This window comes from Ruegeria sp. YTSA105 (assembly GCF_059610225.1).
In genome coordinates this window covers 120355-137408 of sequence record NZ_JBXWNE010000001.1, presented here as the reverse complement: position 1 = coordinate 137408, position 17054 = coordinate 120355, and the positions used below count along the sequence as shown (strand labels likewise).

The following is a 17054-nucleotide window of genomic DNA, read 5'->3' as shown; positions in this document are numbered from 1 at the left end:
TTTGGGCGTCTAGCTAAATCAGTATGGCGTCAGCTTCAAGATATGTTCAGCTATCTTGATTGCGAGAAAGATCAAGTAGACGCCGATCCTTCTTGGTGGGACGACCTTTTCCCTCAAACCCTGGATTTCGCGGCTGCGTGTCCTGCTTTTCGGTCAAATCGGTATACAGTGTCTGCGCCTCGGTTGCCGGTCCGCGCCGATCACCCAGTTTTTCGATACGCACAACGCGCACAATCCGCCCCTGAGGGAAGGTCAGAACATCACCGGGGGCCACAGGCTGCGCCGGTTTCAGGATCCGGTTTCCGTTGACGCGGACATGGCCGCCACTGACCTGTTTGGCGGACAGGCTGCGGGTCTTGAAGAACCGAGCCTGCCACAGCCATTTATCGATCCGAAGCCGGGCCTCGGTCATAAGGCGTTAATTGCCTTCCTTCAAACCCATAAGCGCGGCCGCGAACGGGTTATCGGGATCAATGGGCTTTTCCTTTTTCGGCGGACGAGACGAGAAGGTCTTGGCACCCTGCGGCTTGCCACCTTTCTTGCCCTGCGGCTTGCCCCGGCCATCCTGAGGCTTACCGCGCGGCTTACCTTTGCCCTGCCCCTGCCGCTGTTCACGGCGTGGGCCTTGGTTGGCCTGACGCTGACGGCCCCAGGTGAAAGTATAGAAAACCTCAACCTCGGGTTCATCTGTTGCTGCTGTCGGCACGGTGGCCTCGGCTGCTGCCTCGGTGCTTTCGGTGGCCTCGGCTGACGCCTCGGTGGGTGCGGCGACCTCTTCGGGGGTTCCCTCTGGTGCGGGTACTTCCTCGGAGGCAGCTGCTTCCGTGGCCTCTGCGGCAGGTAGCTCTGCCGGTGCGGGCTTAACCTTTTCACGCTCGGCGCGTTCGGCCTTGTAGCCCAGCCCCTGCATCAGGTCAGCGAATTGTTCCAGCGTCATACCGGTGATCGACAGCATGTCAGGCTTGGCCTCGAACCCACCACGGCTGTCTTCAGCGCGCAGCATGTCGGCCAGACGTTCCAGCATGTCGATCCGGATCGAGCGTTCGCCCGCATCGCGATAACCACACATAGTGTCATAACCGTCAGGTGCGCCTTTGGCGATGGGCACAGTAACAAGACCCGGAGGCGGCGCGTCGGGAAATTCCTGCAGGCCATTTGCCAATGCCCACAGAACAAGACGCAGACGCGTTGGGGCCGGTTTCAGCAGCAGCGGCATGAAAATGGTGAACTGACCAAAGCGGATACCGTGTTTGCGCAGCGCGCCACGGGCGTCCTGATCCAGATCCTTGACGTCTTGCGCGACACCTGCGCGCGGCAATACGCCTAGCGCCTCAACCATGCGGAAGGCAAAACCCCTGGCCAGCCCATTGAGTTCTTCATCGCGCGACAGGTTCAGCAGCGGCTCGAACAGTGCGGCCACTTTGCGGTCGATGAAATGCTGCAGGCGACGCTGAACTTTCTGTTCAACATCGGGGCCCGCGGCCTCGTCCACAAAAACCTCGACCAGCGGCTTGAGAGGCTCTGCCCCGGCAACCAGCTTGCCAACGGCATATTCACCCCACATCAGGCCACCCTGATCGGTAAAATCAATTTCGGTATCGGGTGCATTATAGAAGCGATCGGCACGCAGATGGAATTGCGGCGCGAGGGCTTGCAAGGACGCCGATTTCAAGGCTTTCGCCTCGGCTCCTTGCGCGCTTTTGTCCGGACTGAACCGGAACCCTTCCAGACGACCGACGAATTCACCTTCGACGGTCACTTCACCCTTGTCATTTACTTCGGCCAAAAGGGCCTCCTTCTGTTTGAGCCGGCGCAACAAAACGGATGTGCGCCGGTCCACAAATCTCTGAGTCAAACGGTCATGCAGAGCGTCTGACAGCCTGTCTTCTACAATGCGCGTCTCATCACGCCAATGGGATTCGTCACGCACCCAACCATTTCGTTGCGCAACGTAAGTCCAGGTGCGAATATATGCCAACCTTTTTGACAGTGCATCTATATCGCCATCCGTTCGGTCGATCCGGCGGATTTGCCGCGCCATAAAGTCATCCGGGATCGAACCACCTTCATGCAGGTGGCCAAAAATCACTTCGATCTGGCTGGCATGTTCGGCATGGCTGATGCCGCGAAAATCGGGGATTCGGCAAACATCCCACAACAAACGAACGGATTGCGGATCACTGGCACGGGCCGCAATTTCGGCAACTTGCGTCAAGGATTTAAGCACATTCAGATCATCTGCCGGACGGGCTTTGATCAGGTGTTCGCTATCCGGGCTAATCTCGAGCGTGTGGATCAGAGCGTCAATCGAACCAAACTGCAAGGCGGCATTCCGCCAATTCAGTTTTTTCATCGGCGCAAAGCGGCTGTCCATAATGGCCTGCGCGACACCATCGTCCAGAGGCGGCGCCTCGCCGGTCACGCCGAAGGTTCCATCGGACATACCGCGCCCAGCGCGGCCAGCAATTTGGGCAAGCTCATTCGGGGCCAGGGGCCGCATGCGCCGGCCATCGAATTTGGTCAGGGACGAGAACGCAACATGGTTCACATCCAGGTTCAACCCCATCCCGATGGCATCGGTGGCAACCAAATAGTCGACCTCACCATTCTGATAGAGCTCAACCTGCGCATTCCGTGTACGCGGACTGAGCGCCCCCATGACCACAGCCGCCCCACCCTTTTGACGGCGTAGCAGCTCGGCGATGGCATAGACGTTGTCGACCGAAAACCCGACGATGGCGCTGCGTGGTGGCATGCGGCTGATTTTCTTGGAGCCGGCATAGACCAGTTGCGACATCCGCTCCCGCCGGACGAATTGTGCTTCGGGCACAAGTGCCGCGATGGGACCGCGCATAGTATCGGATCCCAGAAACAGGGTTTCATTGGTGCCGCGCGCGCGCAGCAACCTGTCGGTGAAGACGTGGCCGCGTTCCGGGTCGGCGCAGAGTTGGATTTCGTCGATAGCCACAAAATCGGCACCCATGCCTTCGGGCATCGCCTCGACCGTACAGACCCAATATTTCGCACGCGGCGGTACGATACGTTCTTCCCCGGTGATCAGCGCCACCACCGACGGTCCGCGAATGGCGACGATTTTGTCGTATACCTCGCGCGCAAGCAGGCGTAGCGGCAGGCCGATCACCCCCGTGCGGTACCCCAGCATACGTTCGATTGCGTAATGGGTTTTGCCTGTATTGGTCGGACCAAGTACGGCCACGATTCGGGATGACCCGCTCACCTTTGCCCCCTGCCCCCGGTTCTCAGAGGGCCGAGCCCTCGACCTGGGCTTTCAGTCGATTCACTGCATTGGTTACTTCTTCGTAATGGGGATGTATAGCCAAGGCATGGGAATAGGCCGCAAATGCCTTTTCGGGCTGACCCAGAATCTCAAATATCAATCCAAGCCCGTAGATGGCCTCATAGTTGTTCGGGTTCAGCGTCAGGGCATGTTCCAGATCTGCGGCAGCCATCCCGAACCTTTCGATCCCAAAAAACGCAGAGGCCCGCGCGTGCCAGCCTTCGGCGAAATCAGGCGCGTGGTCTGTCAGGGCCGTCAAATGCTCGATCGCGGCATAGGTGTCACCATCATCCAGTGCTTCGCGCCCACGCTCCAGCAGCAGGTCGGCGGAGGCCGAACCCGATTGCGACCAGAGCGCCCGTAACTGGCGGTCGATTCCAGTCGCTTGGTCCGGTGTGGCCTGTGCAAGGTTCTGCAACAACTCGGCCTCGTCGCGGGAATCCTCCTGCTGCGCAAGGCAAGTGGAGGAAAACATGACTAGGACAAAAAGTGCCGCAACGGTACCTTTGAGATTGTTGATTGCATTGCTCATAACAAGTGTCAGTGTAGCGTTGCGACCGAGGATGTCCATTCACGGCGTACTAACAAAATGAGGAAGATCATGAGCGATTCATTGGAAAAAGCCGCAGCAGTGCTGAATGAGAAACTGTCGGGCGGCGATTTCGACGCATCGGCTAAATTTGCCATCGCGGATTTGGGCGCGATCGTAGTTGATGCAAGCGGCGCGCGCATCAGCGATGAAGAAACGGACGTGACTTTGAACGCTGATGCGGACACGTTCGAGCAAATTCTCAATGGTGATCTGGACCCGACAAGCGCCTTCATGGCCGGAAAACTGAGCATCGACGGCGACATGGGCGCGGCAATGAAACTCGCCTCGGCCCTGGCCTGATGGAATATGCGTCGGCCCCTTTGTTCGAAGACGTGGCTGGCGGCCCCGCTGGCGGTGTTGCACATTGGTTGAACACCGCCGACGGTACCCGAATTCGCGTGGCGCATTGGCGCCCCGAAGGTACAGCGAACGGGACTGTCATGCTGTTTCCCGGTCGCACAGAATACATCGAAAAATACGGTGATGCGGCGAGTGAATTCGTCAAGCGTGGCTTTGCCGTGTTGGTGATCGACTGGCGGGGTCAGGGATTGGCAGACCGGTTGCTTGACGATCCGCGGGTTGGCCATGTCGATAAATTCACTGACTATCAGCAAGACGTAGATGTGTCGCTAGAGCTGGCCACAAAGCTTGATCTGCCCAGGCCCTGGCATGTTATTGGCCACTCTATGGGCGGTGCCATTGGATTGCGGGCAGTTTTGGAAAACGATTGTTTTTCTACCTGTGTTTTTACCGGTCCGATGTGGGGGATTTTCTTTACGCCCCTTATGAAACCCATCAGCCGGTTGACCGCAAATTGGGCCCCACGACTGGGGTTTGGCGAAAAGACGCCCCCGACCACATCACTGGACAGCTATGTTCTGACACAGCCTTTCGAAGGCAATAGCCTGACGCGCGATCCTGCCATGTACAAAATGATGCAGGATCATCTGGCCAAGTATCCTGAACTGTCTCTTGGTGCACCGTCGACGATCTGGCTGCGCGAGGCATTAGATGAATGCGACTGGTTGATGGTGCAGACTGCCCCAGCCATTCCATGCCTGACATATCTTGGCTCCCACGAGCAGATTGTGGACCGCAAGGCCATCCGCGCACGCATGGCAAACTGGCCCAACAGCACGTTGATCGAAATTCCAGACGGTGAACACGAAGTCCTGATGGAACCGCCAGAGGTGCGCGACCCTGCATTTGACCAAATCGCCGCGCATTTCAAAGCTGCATAGACGGATCACCCCCTGGAACCGGCGCTTTCCCTTTGACTGTCCGCTTGTGATCCTCGCCGGTCGCGCCTAGATGTTTGCCAAAGCAGATTTTCGAGGTGATCCATGCGCGACCTTCCTTTTCCAGTACGTGACGCAAACGCGGTCGGCGGGGCCGATAATCTTGGCAACCTGCCGGAATGGGATCTGACGGATCTCTATGCTTCGGAAGACGCGGCCGAGCTTGCGCGTGACCTGGACTGGTTGGAAACCGAATGCGCCGCCTTTGCCGCAGATTACGAAGGCAATTTGGCGGATCTTGATGCCCTGGGCTTGCTGACCTGCGTGTTGCGGAACGAAAAGATCAACTCGATCGCCGGGCGTATCATGTCCTTTGCCGGACTGCGCTATTATCAGCTGACGACCGACGCCGAGCGCGCCAAGTTCCTCTCGGACATGCAGGAAAAGATCACTGTCTTTACCACGCCGCTGGTGTTCTTCACGCTGGAAATCAATCGCCTCGACGACGACGCGCTAAAAGCGCATTTCGACGCCAACACCGATCTGGCCCGTTACGAGCCCGTATTCCGCCGCATCCGCGCGATGAAACCCTATCAGCTATCTGACGAGCTTGAAAAATTCCTGCACGATCTGGGTGTTGTTGGCGATGCCTGGGAACGCCTTTTCGACGAGACCATCGCAGGCTTGACCTTTGATGTTGACGGAGAAGAGTTGAACATCGAAGGCACACTCAACCTACTGACCGAGCAGGACCGCAGCAAACGCGAAGCGGCTTCTCGCGAATTGGCCCGCGTGTTTCAGGACAACGTCAAGACCTTCGCGCGCGTTCACAACACGCAGGCCAAGGAAAAGGAAATCGTCGACCGCTGGCGCAATATGCCGACCGCGCAAACTGGTCGTCACCTGTCGAATGACGTCGAGCCCGAAGTCGTCGAGGCCCTGCGCGAGGCGGTCGTGGCCGCCTACCCCAAGCTGAGCCACCGCTATTACGAGCTGAAACGCAAATGGCTAGGTCTGGATGTGATGCAGGTCTGGGACCGCAACGCGCCCCTGCCGATGGAAGACACGCAGATTGTCGGCTGGGATGACGCCGAGAAAACCGTGATGGATGCCTATGAGGCCTTTGATCCCCGTATGGGTGAAATCGCCGCGCCGTTCTTCTCGAAGGGTTGGATTGATGCGGCGGTGAAGCCGGGCAAGGCGCCAGGCGCATTTGCGCATCCCACTGTTACCGACGTGCATCCTTACGTGATGCTGAACTATCTGGGCAAGCCGCGCGACGTGATGACCCTGGCGCATGAGCTGGGCCACGGCGTCCATCAGGTGCTGGCCGCCGATCAGGGCGAGATGCTGTCATCCACCCCGCTGACGCTTGCCGAAACCGCTTCGGTTTTTGGTGAAATGCTGACCTTCCGCAAAATGCTGGACAAGGCCGAAACCCCTGAGCAGCGCAAGATTCTGCTGGCTGGCAAGGTCGAGGACATGATCAACACGGTCGTGCGCCAAATCGCGTTCTATGACTTCGAATGCAAATTGCACGCCGCACGCCGCGAGGGCGAGTTGACCCCGGACGACATCAACGCCCTGTGGATGAGCGTTCAGGCCGAAAGCCTCGGCCCCGCATTTGAATTCATGGAAGGGTATGAGACGTTCTGGGCCTATATCCCACATTTCGTGCACTCGCCCTTCTACGTCTACGCCTATGCCTTTGGCGACGGCCTCGTGAACGCGCTCTATTCCGTCTACGAAAGCGGCGCCGACGGGTTCGAGGACAAGTATTTCGACATGCTGCGCGCCGGTGGATCAAAACACCACAAAGAGCTGCTGGCCCCGTTCGGTCTGGACGCCAGCGATCCCAAGTTCTGGGACAAAGGCCTGTCGATGATCTCGGGCTTTATTGATGAATTGGAAGCGATGGAGGGCTGAAGTCGCCTGAAGCGGAGACGGTGATGTCTGCTTTGCGGACAAAGCGGACTTTGTCATCCGCAACAACTATCGCCATTCTGGATCGGGGGGCAAGGCACCGTGGCATAGGAGCAGTAGACACAACAGTCCCCTTCCAATGGCTTCAAGACCGCTGCGCAAGACTTGCATTCATAGAACCACTGGCAAGCATCCGTCGGCATTATTTCGCTTTCGCTGTGACCGCATTTCGGGCACGTCAGGGTGCTTTCAAGCACTACAGTTTGCTCTGTCATTGTTTCACATCTGCATTATCAGGTAATCGTTGATACGGGCCTCGTTATAGACGACGACCCAAGCTGACGCGGTGATTGCGGTAGTCCCCGAAAGCCACCATTTCAACTTTGTTAGGGAACCGCGCTGATAAGATACAAGCCACGATATAGCGACAAGCGCCGTCGATATCGCCAATACGTAGTAGCTTGCCGCCGCGATCTTTCCGAAAATGGCTAGCCAACTGCCCCCCAGTCCCAGCAACATCATTGTCATGGGCAATACACAGCAAGTCGCGACGCCAAGTGCTGTCAGTGATCCCAGATAACTAACGCTAAGGTACTTCTGCATCTCATTCCCTTGATTAGTTGGAGTTGTCAAAGTGACTGCTTCTCGTATAACTTCTGTAGTCGCTACAGGATCAAGACGGGAAAACTCACATGTTTGCGATTGGGGAAGCATCCCGGCAAAGCGGTGTCGGCATTGAAACGATCCGCTACTATGAACGCGAAGGGATCGTGCCCAAACCAGAACGAGCACCTAATAACCGGCGGATGTACTCCGCGCACGATGTTGGAAGGCTTCGTTTCCTGAAAAAATGCCGTAATTTGGGCTTTCCACTAGCCGATACAAAGACGCTTCTAAGCCTGTCCGAAGGCGACGGAGAAGATTGCCGATCCGTAAAAGAACTGGCTGAGCTTCATATCTTCAATGTGCGTGAAAAGATAAACGAGCTGAAGCGATTGGAAGCAGCGCTGAACGAACTCACAGCCAACTGCGACAGCGGGAATGTCTCTTGCCCCATGCTCTCAAAACTGCGTACCGACTAGTGAAACTTTGGGCTCAAAGCAAACATAATAAACTCACCTCAACTGACTGTCCTTCGACCCGCGCCGGTTGATACCGCCGCGCATTTTGTGCGCCCCGTCACGTTCTTGCTGGCACTCGAGGCACAGTTTCACGCCCGGCAGTGCTGTGCGGCGGTTTTCTGGGATTGGTTCTTCGCATTCGGCACAATGGGTCAGGCTTTCGCCTACGGGCCGTTTCTGGGCCTGCATTCGGGCCAACTCATCCGAAATGGATGCCTCGATCTGTTCGCTTACTGCGCCGTCGCGCGCCCAGCCACCTGCCATCGGGATGCCTCCTGTTAAGGTGTTAGCCGATTTTGCGGCGATTCAAGAAGCGTGGCAAGTCATGGCAGCGCCACTGCATTCTCCAGCACACGGTCAATCACTTCCTGCGTGCCGCGTGAAAACTCAAGCGGGCACGGATATTCGGCACCCTCACGGACCGACCGACAAAAAGCTTCGACCTGCAGCTTATAGTGATCGTCCGCGGGGAAACGTGTGACCTGTATTTCCAGGCCGGGGCGGTGCAATTCGACACGCGCCTCTCCGAACACACGCGGATTGAACGGCGCAGTCAGCCGGATCATGCCGCGGTCGCCATGAAACACCATCTCTTGATGCGGATGCATTCGGATCGAGACATAGCTGGAATAGGTGAAATCCGGGAACTGAGCGCGAATCTCGGTAAAAGCGTCGACCCCATCCTCCCACCGGATGGCGGATTCGACCTGAACCGGCTCCTGCCCGGTGACAAAGCGCGCGCTGCCAATCACATAGACGCCAATATCACGCAGCCCACCTCCGCCGGTCTCAGCCCGGTTGCGAATGTTTGCCGTATCCGCCCGGCTGTCAAAGCTGAACGCACCCGTCACATGGGCCAAATTCCCGATCGCCTTGTCGGCGATCAGCTTGCGTACAAACTTCCATTGAGGGTGTTGGACGATCATATATGCCTCGGCCGCCAACAATCCGGTCTCATCCCGTTTGTTGATCAATGGGGCAAATTCGGACACGGTCATAGCCATCGGCTTTTCACACAGCACATGTTTACCGGCGTCCAGTGCCTTAAGGCTCCATTCGACATGCAAATGGTTGGGCAGCGGGATGTAAACGGCCTCAATCTGTGGGTCGTTCAGCAACGCATCATAACTGTCATAAACCGTCAAATCCGGGCAAAAGGCCTGAAACGGTTCGGCTTTGGCGGGATCGGACGTCGCAAGGCCTGCCAGACGCGCGCCCTCAGCTGCGTGGATTGAAGGGGCCATATATTGCCGCGCGAATTTCGCCGCTCCCAATACGCCCCAATTCACCGGATTCTGCATCATGGACACCCCCTATGGCTTTGATCCGGTCTGTTGTAATCGCCCTCAGTCCGAGTGTCATTAGCGCTAACACAAATAGAAAACCCGGCGCGACCAATGTCGCACCGGGCCCGTTCAAATAACGAAGAGGTCAGGCTGTGGCCAGCATCCCTTTTTCGCGGGCAAGCTCACGCATCTTCTTCTGAAGTTTCTCAAAAGCGCGGACTTCAATCTGGCGAATGCGTTCGCGACTGACATTATACTGCGTACTCAGCTCTTCCAGTGTGACGGCCTGATCCATCAGGCGGCGTTGGGTCAGAATGTCTTTTTCCCGGTCATTCAAAACTTCAAGAGCAGCCGCCAACAGCTCGCGGCGGGCGTCGAGCTCATCGCGGGCCTCATAATCGCCCGCCTGATCGGCATCCTCGTCCTCAAGCCAGTCCTGCCATTGCATGGTGCCTTCGCCCTCGGACCCGACGGTCGCATTCAGAGAGGCGTCGCCACCGGACATCCGGCGGTTCATGCTGATCACTTCTGCTTCGGTCACACCAAGGTCATTTGCGATCCGGGCCACGTTTTCCGGACGTAGGTCGCCCTCTTCAAGCGCACCGATGCGTGCCTTTGCTTTGCGCAAGTTGAAAAACAGCTTTTTCTGCGCCGAGGTTGTACCCAGTTTGACCAAAGACCATGACCGCAGAATGTATTCCTGAATCGAGGCGCGAATCCACCACATGGCATAGGTCGCCAGCCGGAATCCTTTTTCCGGGTCAAACCGTTTCACGGCCTGCATAAGACCGACATTGGCCTCGGAGATCACTTCGGCCTGTGGCAGCCCATAACCGCGATAACCCATAGCGATCTTGGCCGCCAACCGTAGGTGGGAAGTCACCATTTTATGTGCAGCTTCAGTATCTTGCTTCTCAACCCAGCTTTTGGCCAGCATGTATTCTTCTTCTGGCTCCAGCAGGGGAAACTTCCGAATTTCCTGCATATAGCGGTTCAGCCCGCCTTCCGGCGTCGGCGCGGGGAGATTTGCGTAATTGGCCATGTTTCTTGTCCCTCCGACAAATGTTTAAGTCGTTAACATGGATATGGGAGGTCGTCCCGATCCGTTCAAGAGGTACCGTTAACAGTTTGAAATTAACGTTTGATAAAGGAAACCTAAGAAAACGTTATTCACGTAACTTTGCTTATTATGTCAGCGGTGTGCGCAGCTGTTCAATCAGATTTTCCATATCATCCGGCAACACAGCCTCGAAGCGAAGGTTTTCACCCGATATCGGGTGCTCAAAACCCAAAACCGCAGCATGAAGCGCCTGACGAGGAAAGTCTCGTACGGCCTCTGCGGCAGCCGCGCTAAAGGCTCTGGCTGCGAGTTTCCGCTTGCCCCCATAAACCGGATCACCGACCAGACCATGACCGGCATGGGTCATGTGAACCCGAATCTGATGTGTGCGGCCTGTTTCCAGCCAGCATTCGATCAGAGCCAGCCCCTGCGGCGCCCCAAACGTTTCGACCAGACGGGCGCGCGTGACAGCGTGGCGCCCACCGTGAAACAGCACAGCCTGTCGTTGCCGGTCTGTCTTGTGACGGGCCAGCTGAGTGGTGATCCGCATGATATTTCCGGGCTCAAAGCTGACACCTTTGACGCCGCGCAACCGGGGATCATTGGCATCCGGGACACCGTAACAGATGGCGCGATAATAGCGTTCTACACTATGCGCCTCGAACTGCGCGGCAAGCCCGTGATGGGCCGCGTCGGATTTGGCCACCACCAGCAACCCGCTGGTTTCCTTGTCGATACGATGCACGATGCCGGGGCGCTTTACGCCGCCTACGCCAGACAGGTCATCACCGCAGTGATGCAGCAACGCATTGACCAATGTCCCGTTCGGAGAGCCGGGCGCAGGATGCACGACCATACCCGCAGGTTTATTGACCACGATCAGGTCGGTATCCTCGAATACGACCTCCAGCGGGATGTCTTCCGGGCCGATATGGCTGTCTTCGGCCTCGGCCACAGTGATCGCCACCACTGCGCCTTCGACCACCTTGGCCTTGGGGTCGCGGGCGGCGGTTCCGTTGATCATCACGGCCCCCTCTTCGATTAACTTCCCCAATCGGGTCCGCGACAGGCTTTCCCCCGCTGGCACATCCCGGGAAAGCGCCTTATCAAGGCGGGGCGGCGGATCGGCCGCGATTTGAAACTCAATCTGGCGAGTGCCCATGACTGTCCCTTCCGAACCCCAAGAACCGCAGGAAACGCCGCAGCTTCGCCTGCTGCGGAGAATGGTCATGCTGCTGACCGCGGTGATGATTGGCGGGGTTCTAGTGACATTCGCACTGATTGTCATCCGGCTATCGGACCGGACCCCTACCCTGCCCGATCAGGTTGAGTTGCCCGTTGGCGCAAAAGCGCAGGCGGTCACCATTGGAAACAACTGGTTTGCAGTTGTGACTGATGACAATCGCATCCTGATCTTTGACAAAACCACTGGCCGGCAGCGCCAGGAAATTACCGTCGAATAAGGTCAACCCTCTAGCGCCATGCGAAACACGATCTCGGATGCCTGGCGCAGCGCCTGATATTCCGCGGCTGTGTCCCGGCGAAACGACTGATCATGCATGCTCAACCTGACAGGGGCAAAAAGCTGCGTCCGGTCGGGAAAGAACTCTTGATGAAAACTCACATCTTCATTTGCCACAAACGCGTCCAGCCAGGCGCGTTCATCCGGTTCAAGCACATCATTCTTACGCATCATCACGGGATCATCGACAGCCCGACGTCGCAACTGGCGACTTTTCTTGCGTCCCATGGCCCTTGTGACCACACCAAACGCCTCACACGCGGCCCTTGAATGCGAAGGATTGGACGATGTTTCGGTCTTGCTGCCCAAGGGCAGTTGGACGCCGATGCGATCCAGAAAATCATCGACAATGTTGCCATTGGCCATTTCAGAGCGCTCATACAGCATAGGCACCAACGAGACGCCCGGAAAAGCTGACCTTATCCGAGCCGCAGCGCTGGCAAAGCTGAAACGCTCAGGATGCGCACGTATCTCGTCCAGCTGGGTACGAATATATTCAGAGCCGCCCCCGGCAAGCCTGCCGTTCTTTGCCCTTTGTTTATAGTCGGCTTCGAAAAAGTCAGAATATCTACGGCAGTAGAAAGCAATCCTCATCTCACGCGCGGGGATCTCAGCGAAAATCTCGGCCAGTTTGTGCAGATCGACTGAGTACAACATCTCAGACGATACCAAGCATGCCTTATCCTCATGCTCAGCATATTCCCTTGCCATCGCTTCGCGCAGGGCGGTGACCGGCTGATCGGTTTGGTTCATGTGGAAGGCAATCAGGTTATGACTGCTGGCCAGACGCCCATGCCCCTCGGTTCGCCTGCGGCCCGTTTCCATATAGTGTAATCCGGCCCCAGCCATCACTTGACCGTTTTTGCGAACAAACCCCTGTAACGCGGTCGACCCAGTCTTGGGCATTCCTATGTGTAGCCAAAGCATGAAACGTTCCTATTCGCCAAGCGACCTCAGGTCTCGGCCTTGGCTGAGAACCCGGCGGTCATCTGACGCATGAGGTCTTGCATCTCGGGTTGTTCGCGCAACTGGGCAACCTGTTGGCGATGCAGATCGCAGGTCATATGGTGCAGGCGTGCCGTCTCAGCGTCTGAGAGCATTTCGTAATACAAAGCCCGTTTCCGATCGAGGATTGTGTCAATCGAGGTCTCAGTTTCGGCGTTTTGGTTCATCATGTTCCAATATTCCATCCCAAGGCTTTCCCCCAGATGATGGGCCCGACCACGCATTTTCTTGACCAGATAGCTTTCGCAGGATTTCAGAGCATAGTGATTGATCTGAACATGCTCGTACCCAACGGAGTCCCGCGCCGATCGCCAACTGGCAGTAAAATACCTTTCGGGCATCGGTTGACCGGATCCGTTGTACCAATGGCATTCTTCCATCGTTTCAACGGTCGGCCTTTTCGGTCGATGGACACCGAGCGCATCCCACAGGCCGCGTTGGAACATGGTCTTAAAGCCCCAAGCTTGCGGCGGTCGAAAAATACGCTCAGGTGCAGCTTGGCGAAACTGATCCGACAGGAAACGGTCCTCGTACCGAACAATGCCGGCGTTTCCGAATAGACGCCAAGTCATTGAAATCGTTTTTGCATCCGGCATGGCACCTGTCAGCGCACGCAATGTATGGTCGCCGGTTCTGACGTTAATATGTTCATCCGCGTCGATAACGATCACCCAATCCTGTGGACGGGCTACTTCCATTTTCAGAAAGGCGTTATAGGCGCGTTTTTGCGGGCTGGTCTGACGTCTCGAGTTGTTGTCGACATGTGTGACAATGCCAAGGTCATGCAATCGCTGCAGCAAGGCATCTGTACCATCGGTACAGTCATTGGTCATGACCACAATCTGGTCCACACCAATGGCACGATTATGGGCGATCCATTCAAGAACGAATGGTCCTTCGTTCTTCATAGGGGTAACGCTGATATATCGAGGATCCTGTTCGGCCATACCTGACTGCCCTGCTTGTTTTCATTGCCCCGGTGGTATCGGAGATTTGTTTAAGATTTTGACCGCAAACTACCGGTATTCAAGCTGGTCACCAAGAGAAATCCGTCTATTTTCCACCTGCACGTTTCAGCTGATTGGAATATCGTTTAAGGGTTGGGCACAGCGCGTGGGCCTTGGAAAGATGAACGCGCGCATTCTGCTTTTCACCTCGTTGCAGATATATCCTGCCGGCCTCGCCTTGAATCGCCGCTGTATTGTCATCCAGTTCCGCAGCCTGAATAATTTGGTTTTGCCCCTGTTCTTCTGCCCCGTTCCTTTCAAGGTATTGCCCCATCGCAAAGACCAGAAATGTGTTGCCCGGATCACAGGCCAACGCATCTGCCATGGCCAGCCTTCCGTTTACAAAATCTCCATCTTTCTCATACAGTTCGGCCAGTCGCTTTAAGTATAACGGGTTATCCGGAAGGCGCTTGGCTACTTTCCGCGCAATATCCAAAGACTGCGCCAAAGATGTATTTCCCAAATGCAAACGCAGCAAAGATTGCACCCCTTCAAAGCGCGGGTCTTCGCGGGAAATACGAACGTCCTCGGGCAACTGAGTTGAGCTTTCTAGCCCGTCAGCCAAAGTCTGCAAACGGGATCGGTTGGAGGTTAGACGGCGCGCCCTTTGATCTACGGACAGACTAGCCCAATCCAATAGGATCAGGTCGAAATTACAGGGCGGACGACCCAGTACCTTCCTCTGCGCAACGTGCGCATTGTAGTTGAACCAAGGCCTCCGAATAGCCTTCTGCATCACCCAATCCATTGGCGGCATTGCGCGCTGCGCAATCTGTTCACGATACAAAAGCCGAGAGCCAAATATGATGACATCCGGGCGCATTGGTTTTGTCCAAAACGCCCTGCTGAACACCTGCGCAGCCTTCCAGCGTTTCTTCTGCCCTCCAAATATCGCGGCTTGAAGTGCAGTTACCACAGCAAAATCTTCAGGCCAGATATGCGGGTTTTCGAAGGCTGCTTCAGTCATCTCTAACGCTTCGGCCCAACGATTCAGATAAAAGTAATTCAACGCCTGAAGAAGTGGAAGGAATGCATTATCCGAACCTGCATCCATCAACGGCTGCACCAGTTCCAATGCCTCTTCGGCCCGATCTCCCGCGCCCAAACCATGAAGATAAAACGAAGCCTTGGCATAGATATGAGCGGCTTCTGAGAGATTCAGAAATTCTTCTGGACCGCGGTGCAGGCGTGCGATCACTTGTTCGTTGGCGCGTTTGACTTCATCTTCGTTCAAAACATCGCGAAAAACTTTTCCCTGCTGCCCTGAAATTCGCGCCGCTGCCATGGAAAAGGCGGAAACGTACGGCGCTATCAACTGATCCGCGCGCGACATGGTATAGAGCTCCAGAAAGTCTCGTTGTGCGCGGGTCAGACTGGAAAGATCCGCGATATCTGACATTTGCATAAGGTGCGGAAACTGCACTTGGAATCGGGCCACAAGCTCGGGCTGATCTGAAAACATGATCGCGGCACACCCTGCGTTTTTTTCAAGATGTGCCGCATACAGTTCTTCCGGTTCGATCTTTGCCGGCCAGGTCGTATGCTTCCACGGCAGACCATTCAGGATGTCGCCACGGCGAATGTGATAGGCCGACACCCCCTTGCCACTTAGTTTGGCATCTGCCTTTTCCATAATGTTCCGGATTTCATCCGTGAACCCGATCTTATGGATGAACTCTCGGTACCGGGGACGGATCTGCTCGACATCTTCCCATTGAAAGGCCAGAACCTCAAAGCCTTCCTCGACGACAACAGAGCGGCCGGAATTCAGATGGGATATCAGCCGATCCGGTGTCGCATCGCCCTGAAACGACCATATCGGCAGGGAGTTCTCGCCTAGAGCATCAAAGGATTCGGTGCTCAGGAAATGCTCATCCATCCACTCTTGTGAGAACAATTCTTGCGGCTGGTCCAGCTCTGGCGCATCCGCACCTTTGGGAAACCAGTTGACCCGATAGCTGGTGTCAAAATCCTCGGCCAACCGGATGCAGGTCAGCATCATCAGCAACCGGGCACCCATCCGGTCTTTGCGCTGGCCGATAAAGACCCCCTTTTCGGGCTTCATGAGGCTGCTTCGGCCAAGGCTGCGCGCCGCAGCCGTCGGAACCTCTGCCTTGCTTGCGCAACAAGCTGTGGGTGACGTTCGCCGCCAATCGCCTCGATCCCACGCATATACAAAGGCAGTCGCCGCCGCGCCCGCATCATCCGGTAATAGGCCTGGGGTTCCAGTGTGCCGTCCATCGCCTCGAGCATAACCGGCTTCAGTATATCCAATTTGCGCAGCATCGGGGCCGCGAAATGGTTTGAAAACCATGTCTTCAGCAGCACGACATTATCGCCTTTCAATCGCGTCACCTGCTGGCGATCAAGATCAAAAAAGGGATCATAGAAAACGTAGGCTTTCCCCACATTTTCTACGGTTTGCGCGGCATCGCTAAAGGGAAGATCCCAGTCTTGCACCTGCCCGAACCGATACCGGGTCTCCCACGGGACCAGCCGTTCATCCAGCGTTGTCTGCGGATTGAAAGCGATGACATTGGCGCCGGGAACAAGGGCCGAGAATGTCAGCGCTCCAAATCCGCCCATCGAAGCGCCCGCAAACACAACCTGATCAAACTGTGCAAAAAAACCCTGATCCGCTTGGGTCTGAAAATACGAGATGATCTCGGGATCGCGGTACCAAGCTTTGGTCCGCGCAAATATCCCCATATGGGACCAGCCTTCGTCACGGAAGAACTTCCAGCCCCAGGGTTCGCGGGAAAAAGACAGGTCGTTGGCATTGGCAATGTTGTCAAAGCTGACCACAAGCCGGGACGCAGACCTTTGGTGAAACAAAACCGAGTGTCTGTTCAGCTTTTGCAGAAACCCGGTCCCGTCCCCACCTGGATACAGCTCGACAAACCAAGGGGGCGCAGGGTCTGTCAGAATCCGTTCATACCCCGTCTTACGATCGGGGTGATCAGGCTTGAGCTGCTCTTTTGAAAGGTCTTCTGCCATGGTGA

General features: G+C 56.2%; 18 protein-coding genes. 5 read left to right on the top strand and 13 right to left on the bottom strand.

From position 1 onward, the window contains the following. Positions 1 to 46: 46 nt before the first annotated feature. From AC2FH2_RS00735 to AC2FH2_RS00725, 3 genes are read right to left on the bottom strand one after another with little or no spacing between them, the layout of a single operon-like run. Complete coding sequence (locus AC2FH2_RS00735; protein WP_271946509.1) at positions 47 to 412, bottom strand: RNA-binding S4 domain-containing protein; 366 nt, start codon at positions 410 to 412, stop codon at positions 47 to 49. A 6-nt stretch (positions 413 to 418) separates the two neighbouring features. After that, a complete protein-coding gene (locus AC2FH2_RS00730; protein WP_496822547.1) occupies positions 419 to 3238 on the bottom strand; it encodes a helicase-related protein in 2820 nt (939 codons plus the stop codon). A 22-nt stretch (positions 3239 to 3260) separates the two neighbouring features. Further along, a complete protein-coding gene (locus AC2FH2_RS00725) occupies positions 3261 to 3869 on the bottom strand; it encodes a tetratricopeptide repeat protein (protein WP_142634422.1) in 609 nt (202 codons plus the stop codon). A 30-nt stretch (positions 3870 to 3899) separates the two neighbouring features. Here AC2FH2_RS00725 and AC2FH2_RS00720 point away from each other — a divergent pair, with 30 nt between their 5' ends. The 3 genes from AC2FH2_RS00720 (at position 3900) to AC2FH2_RS00710 (ending at position 7054) form a co-directional block, all read left to right on the top strand. Next, a complete protein-coding gene (locus AC2FH2_RS00720; RefSeq protein ID WP_142634424.1) occupies positions 3900 to 4190 on the top strand; it encodes an SCP2 sterol-binding domain-containing protein in 291 nt (96 codons plus the stop codon). After that, complete coding sequence (locus AC2FH2_RS00715) at positions 4190 to 5131, top strand: alpha/beta fold hydrolase (protein ID WP_496822546.1); 942 nt, start codon at positions 4190 to 4192, stop codon at positions 5129 to 5131. The genes AC2FH2_RS00720 and AC2FH2_RS00715 overlap by 1 nt, the downstream gene beginning before the upstream one ends. A gap of 102 nt (positions 5132 to 5233) precedes the next feature. Continuing rightward, the gene (locus AC2FH2_RS00710) at positions 5234 to 7054 is read left to right on the top strand and encodes a M3 family oligoendopeptidase (RefSeq protein WP_271946498.1); all 1821 of its coding nucleotides are present in this window, start codon (positions 5234 to 5236) and stop codon (positions 7052 to 7054) included. Positions 7055 to 7107: 53 nt separating this feature from the next. Here AC2FH2_RS00710 and AC2FH2_RS00705 read toward each other — a convergent pair whose 3' ends face one another. After that, positions 7108 to 7326, bottom strand: a complete 219-nt coding sequence (locus tag AC2FH2_RS00705) for a GDCCVxC domain-containing (seleno)protein (protein ID WP_271946496.1) — start codon at positions 7324 to 7326, stop codon at positions 7108 to 7110. Between the two features lie 4 nt (positions 7327 to 7330). Further along, entirely contained in the window at positions 7331 to 7654 is a 324-nt protein-coding gene (locus AC2FH2_RS00700) for a hypothetical protein (RefSeq protein ID WP_271946493.1), read from the bottom strand. 89 nt (positions 7655 to 7743) lie between these two features. Between AC2FH2_RS00700 and AC2FH2_RS00695 the strand changes: the two genes are divergently transcribed. Further along, on the top strand, positions 7744 to 8133 hold the full coding sequence (locus AC2FH2_RS00695) for a MerR family transcriptional regulator (RefSeq protein WP_271946491.1): 390 nt from the start codon (positions 7744 to 7746) through the stop codon (positions 8131 to 8133). 33 nt (positions 8134 to 8166) lie between these two features. Here the strand turns inward: AC2FH2_RS00695 and AC2FH2_RS00690 are convergent, their stop codons facing one another. The 4 genes from AC2FH2_RS00690 to AC2FH2_RS00675 form a co-directional block, all read right to left on the bottom strand. Next, a complete protein-coding gene (locus AC2FH2_RS00690; protein ID WP_271946490.1) occupies positions 8167 to 8436 on the bottom strand; it encodes a DksA/TraR family C4-type zinc finger protein in 270 nt (89 codons plus the stop codon). A gap of 59 nt (positions 8437 to 8495) precedes the next feature. Further along, the gene (locus AC2FH2_RS00685) at positions 8496 to 9473 is read right to left on the bottom strand and encodes a Gfo/Idh/MocA family protein (RefSeq protein ID WP_496713547.1); all 978 of its coding nucleotides are present in this window, start codon (positions 9471 to 9473) and stop codon (positions 8496 to 8498) included. A gap of 130 nt (positions 9474 to 9603) precedes the next feature. Then, positions 9604 to 10500 (bottom strand): RNA polymerase sigma factor RpoH, encoded by an 897-nt coding sequence (gene rpoH / locus AC2FH2_RS00680; protein WP_142634432.1) that lies wholly within the window; start codon positions 10498 to 10500, stop codon positions 9604 to 9606. Positions 10501 to 10645: 145 nt separating this feature from the next. Beyond that, on the bottom strand, positions 10646 to 11680 hold the full coding sequence (locus AC2FH2_RS00675; RefSeq protein WP_496822545.1) for an RluA family pseudouridine synthase: 1035 nt from the start codon (positions 11678 to 11680) through the stop codon (positions 10646 to 10648). Here AC2FH2_RS00675 and AC2FH2_RS00670 point away from each other — a divergent pair. Further along, complete coding sequence (locus AC2FH2_RS00670; RefSeq protein WP_496687594.1) at positions 11679 to 11981, top strand: DUF6476 family protein; 303 nt, start codon at positions 11679 to 11681, stop codon at positions 11979 to 11981. The two genes, AC2FH2_RS00675 and AC2FH2_RS00670, sit on opposite strands and share 2 nt — an antisense overlap. 2 nt (positions 11982 to 11983) lie before the next feature. Here AC2FH2_RS00670 and AC2FH2_RS00665 read toward each other — a convergent pair whose 3' ends face one another. The 4 genes from AC2FH2_RS00665 to AC2FH2_RS00650 all read right to left on the bottom strand — a co-directional run bounded on the left by AC2FH2_RS00665 (position 11984) and on the right by AC2FH2_RS00650 (position 17049). Next, positions 11984 to 12946 carry a hypothetical protein gene (locus tag AC2FH2_RS00665; protein ID WP_496822544.1) on the bottom strand — a complete coding sequence of 321 codons (963 nt, stop codon included), beginning with the start codon at positions 12944 to 12946 and terminating at the stop codon, positions 11984 to 11986. A gap of 47 nt (positions 12947 to 12993) precedes the next feature. Beyond that, positions 12994 to 13992 carry a glycosyltransferase family 2 protein gene (locus AC2FH2_RS00660; protein WP_271946483.1) on the bottom strand — a complete coding sequence of 333 codons (999 nt, stop codon included), beginning with the start codon at positions 13990 to 13992 and terminating at the stop codon, positions 12994 to 12996. Positions 13993 to 14098: 106 nt separating this feature from the next. Next, positions 14099 to 16117 (bottom strand): hypothetical protein, encoded by a 2019-nt coding sequence (locus AC2FH2_RS00655; protein WP_496822543.1) that lies wholly within the window; start codon positions 16115 to 16117, stop codon positions 14099 to 14101. After that, the gene (locus AC2FH2_RS00650; RefSeq protein WP_271946477.1) at positions 16114 to 17049 is read right to left on the bottom strand and encodes a hypothetical protein; all 936 of its coding nucleotides are present in this window, start codon (positions 17047 to 17049) and stop codon (positions 16114 to 16116) included. Before AC2FH2_RS00650 ends, AC2FH2_RS00655 begins: the two co-directional genes overlap by 4 nt. Positions 17050 to 17054: the final 5 nt, after the last annotated feature.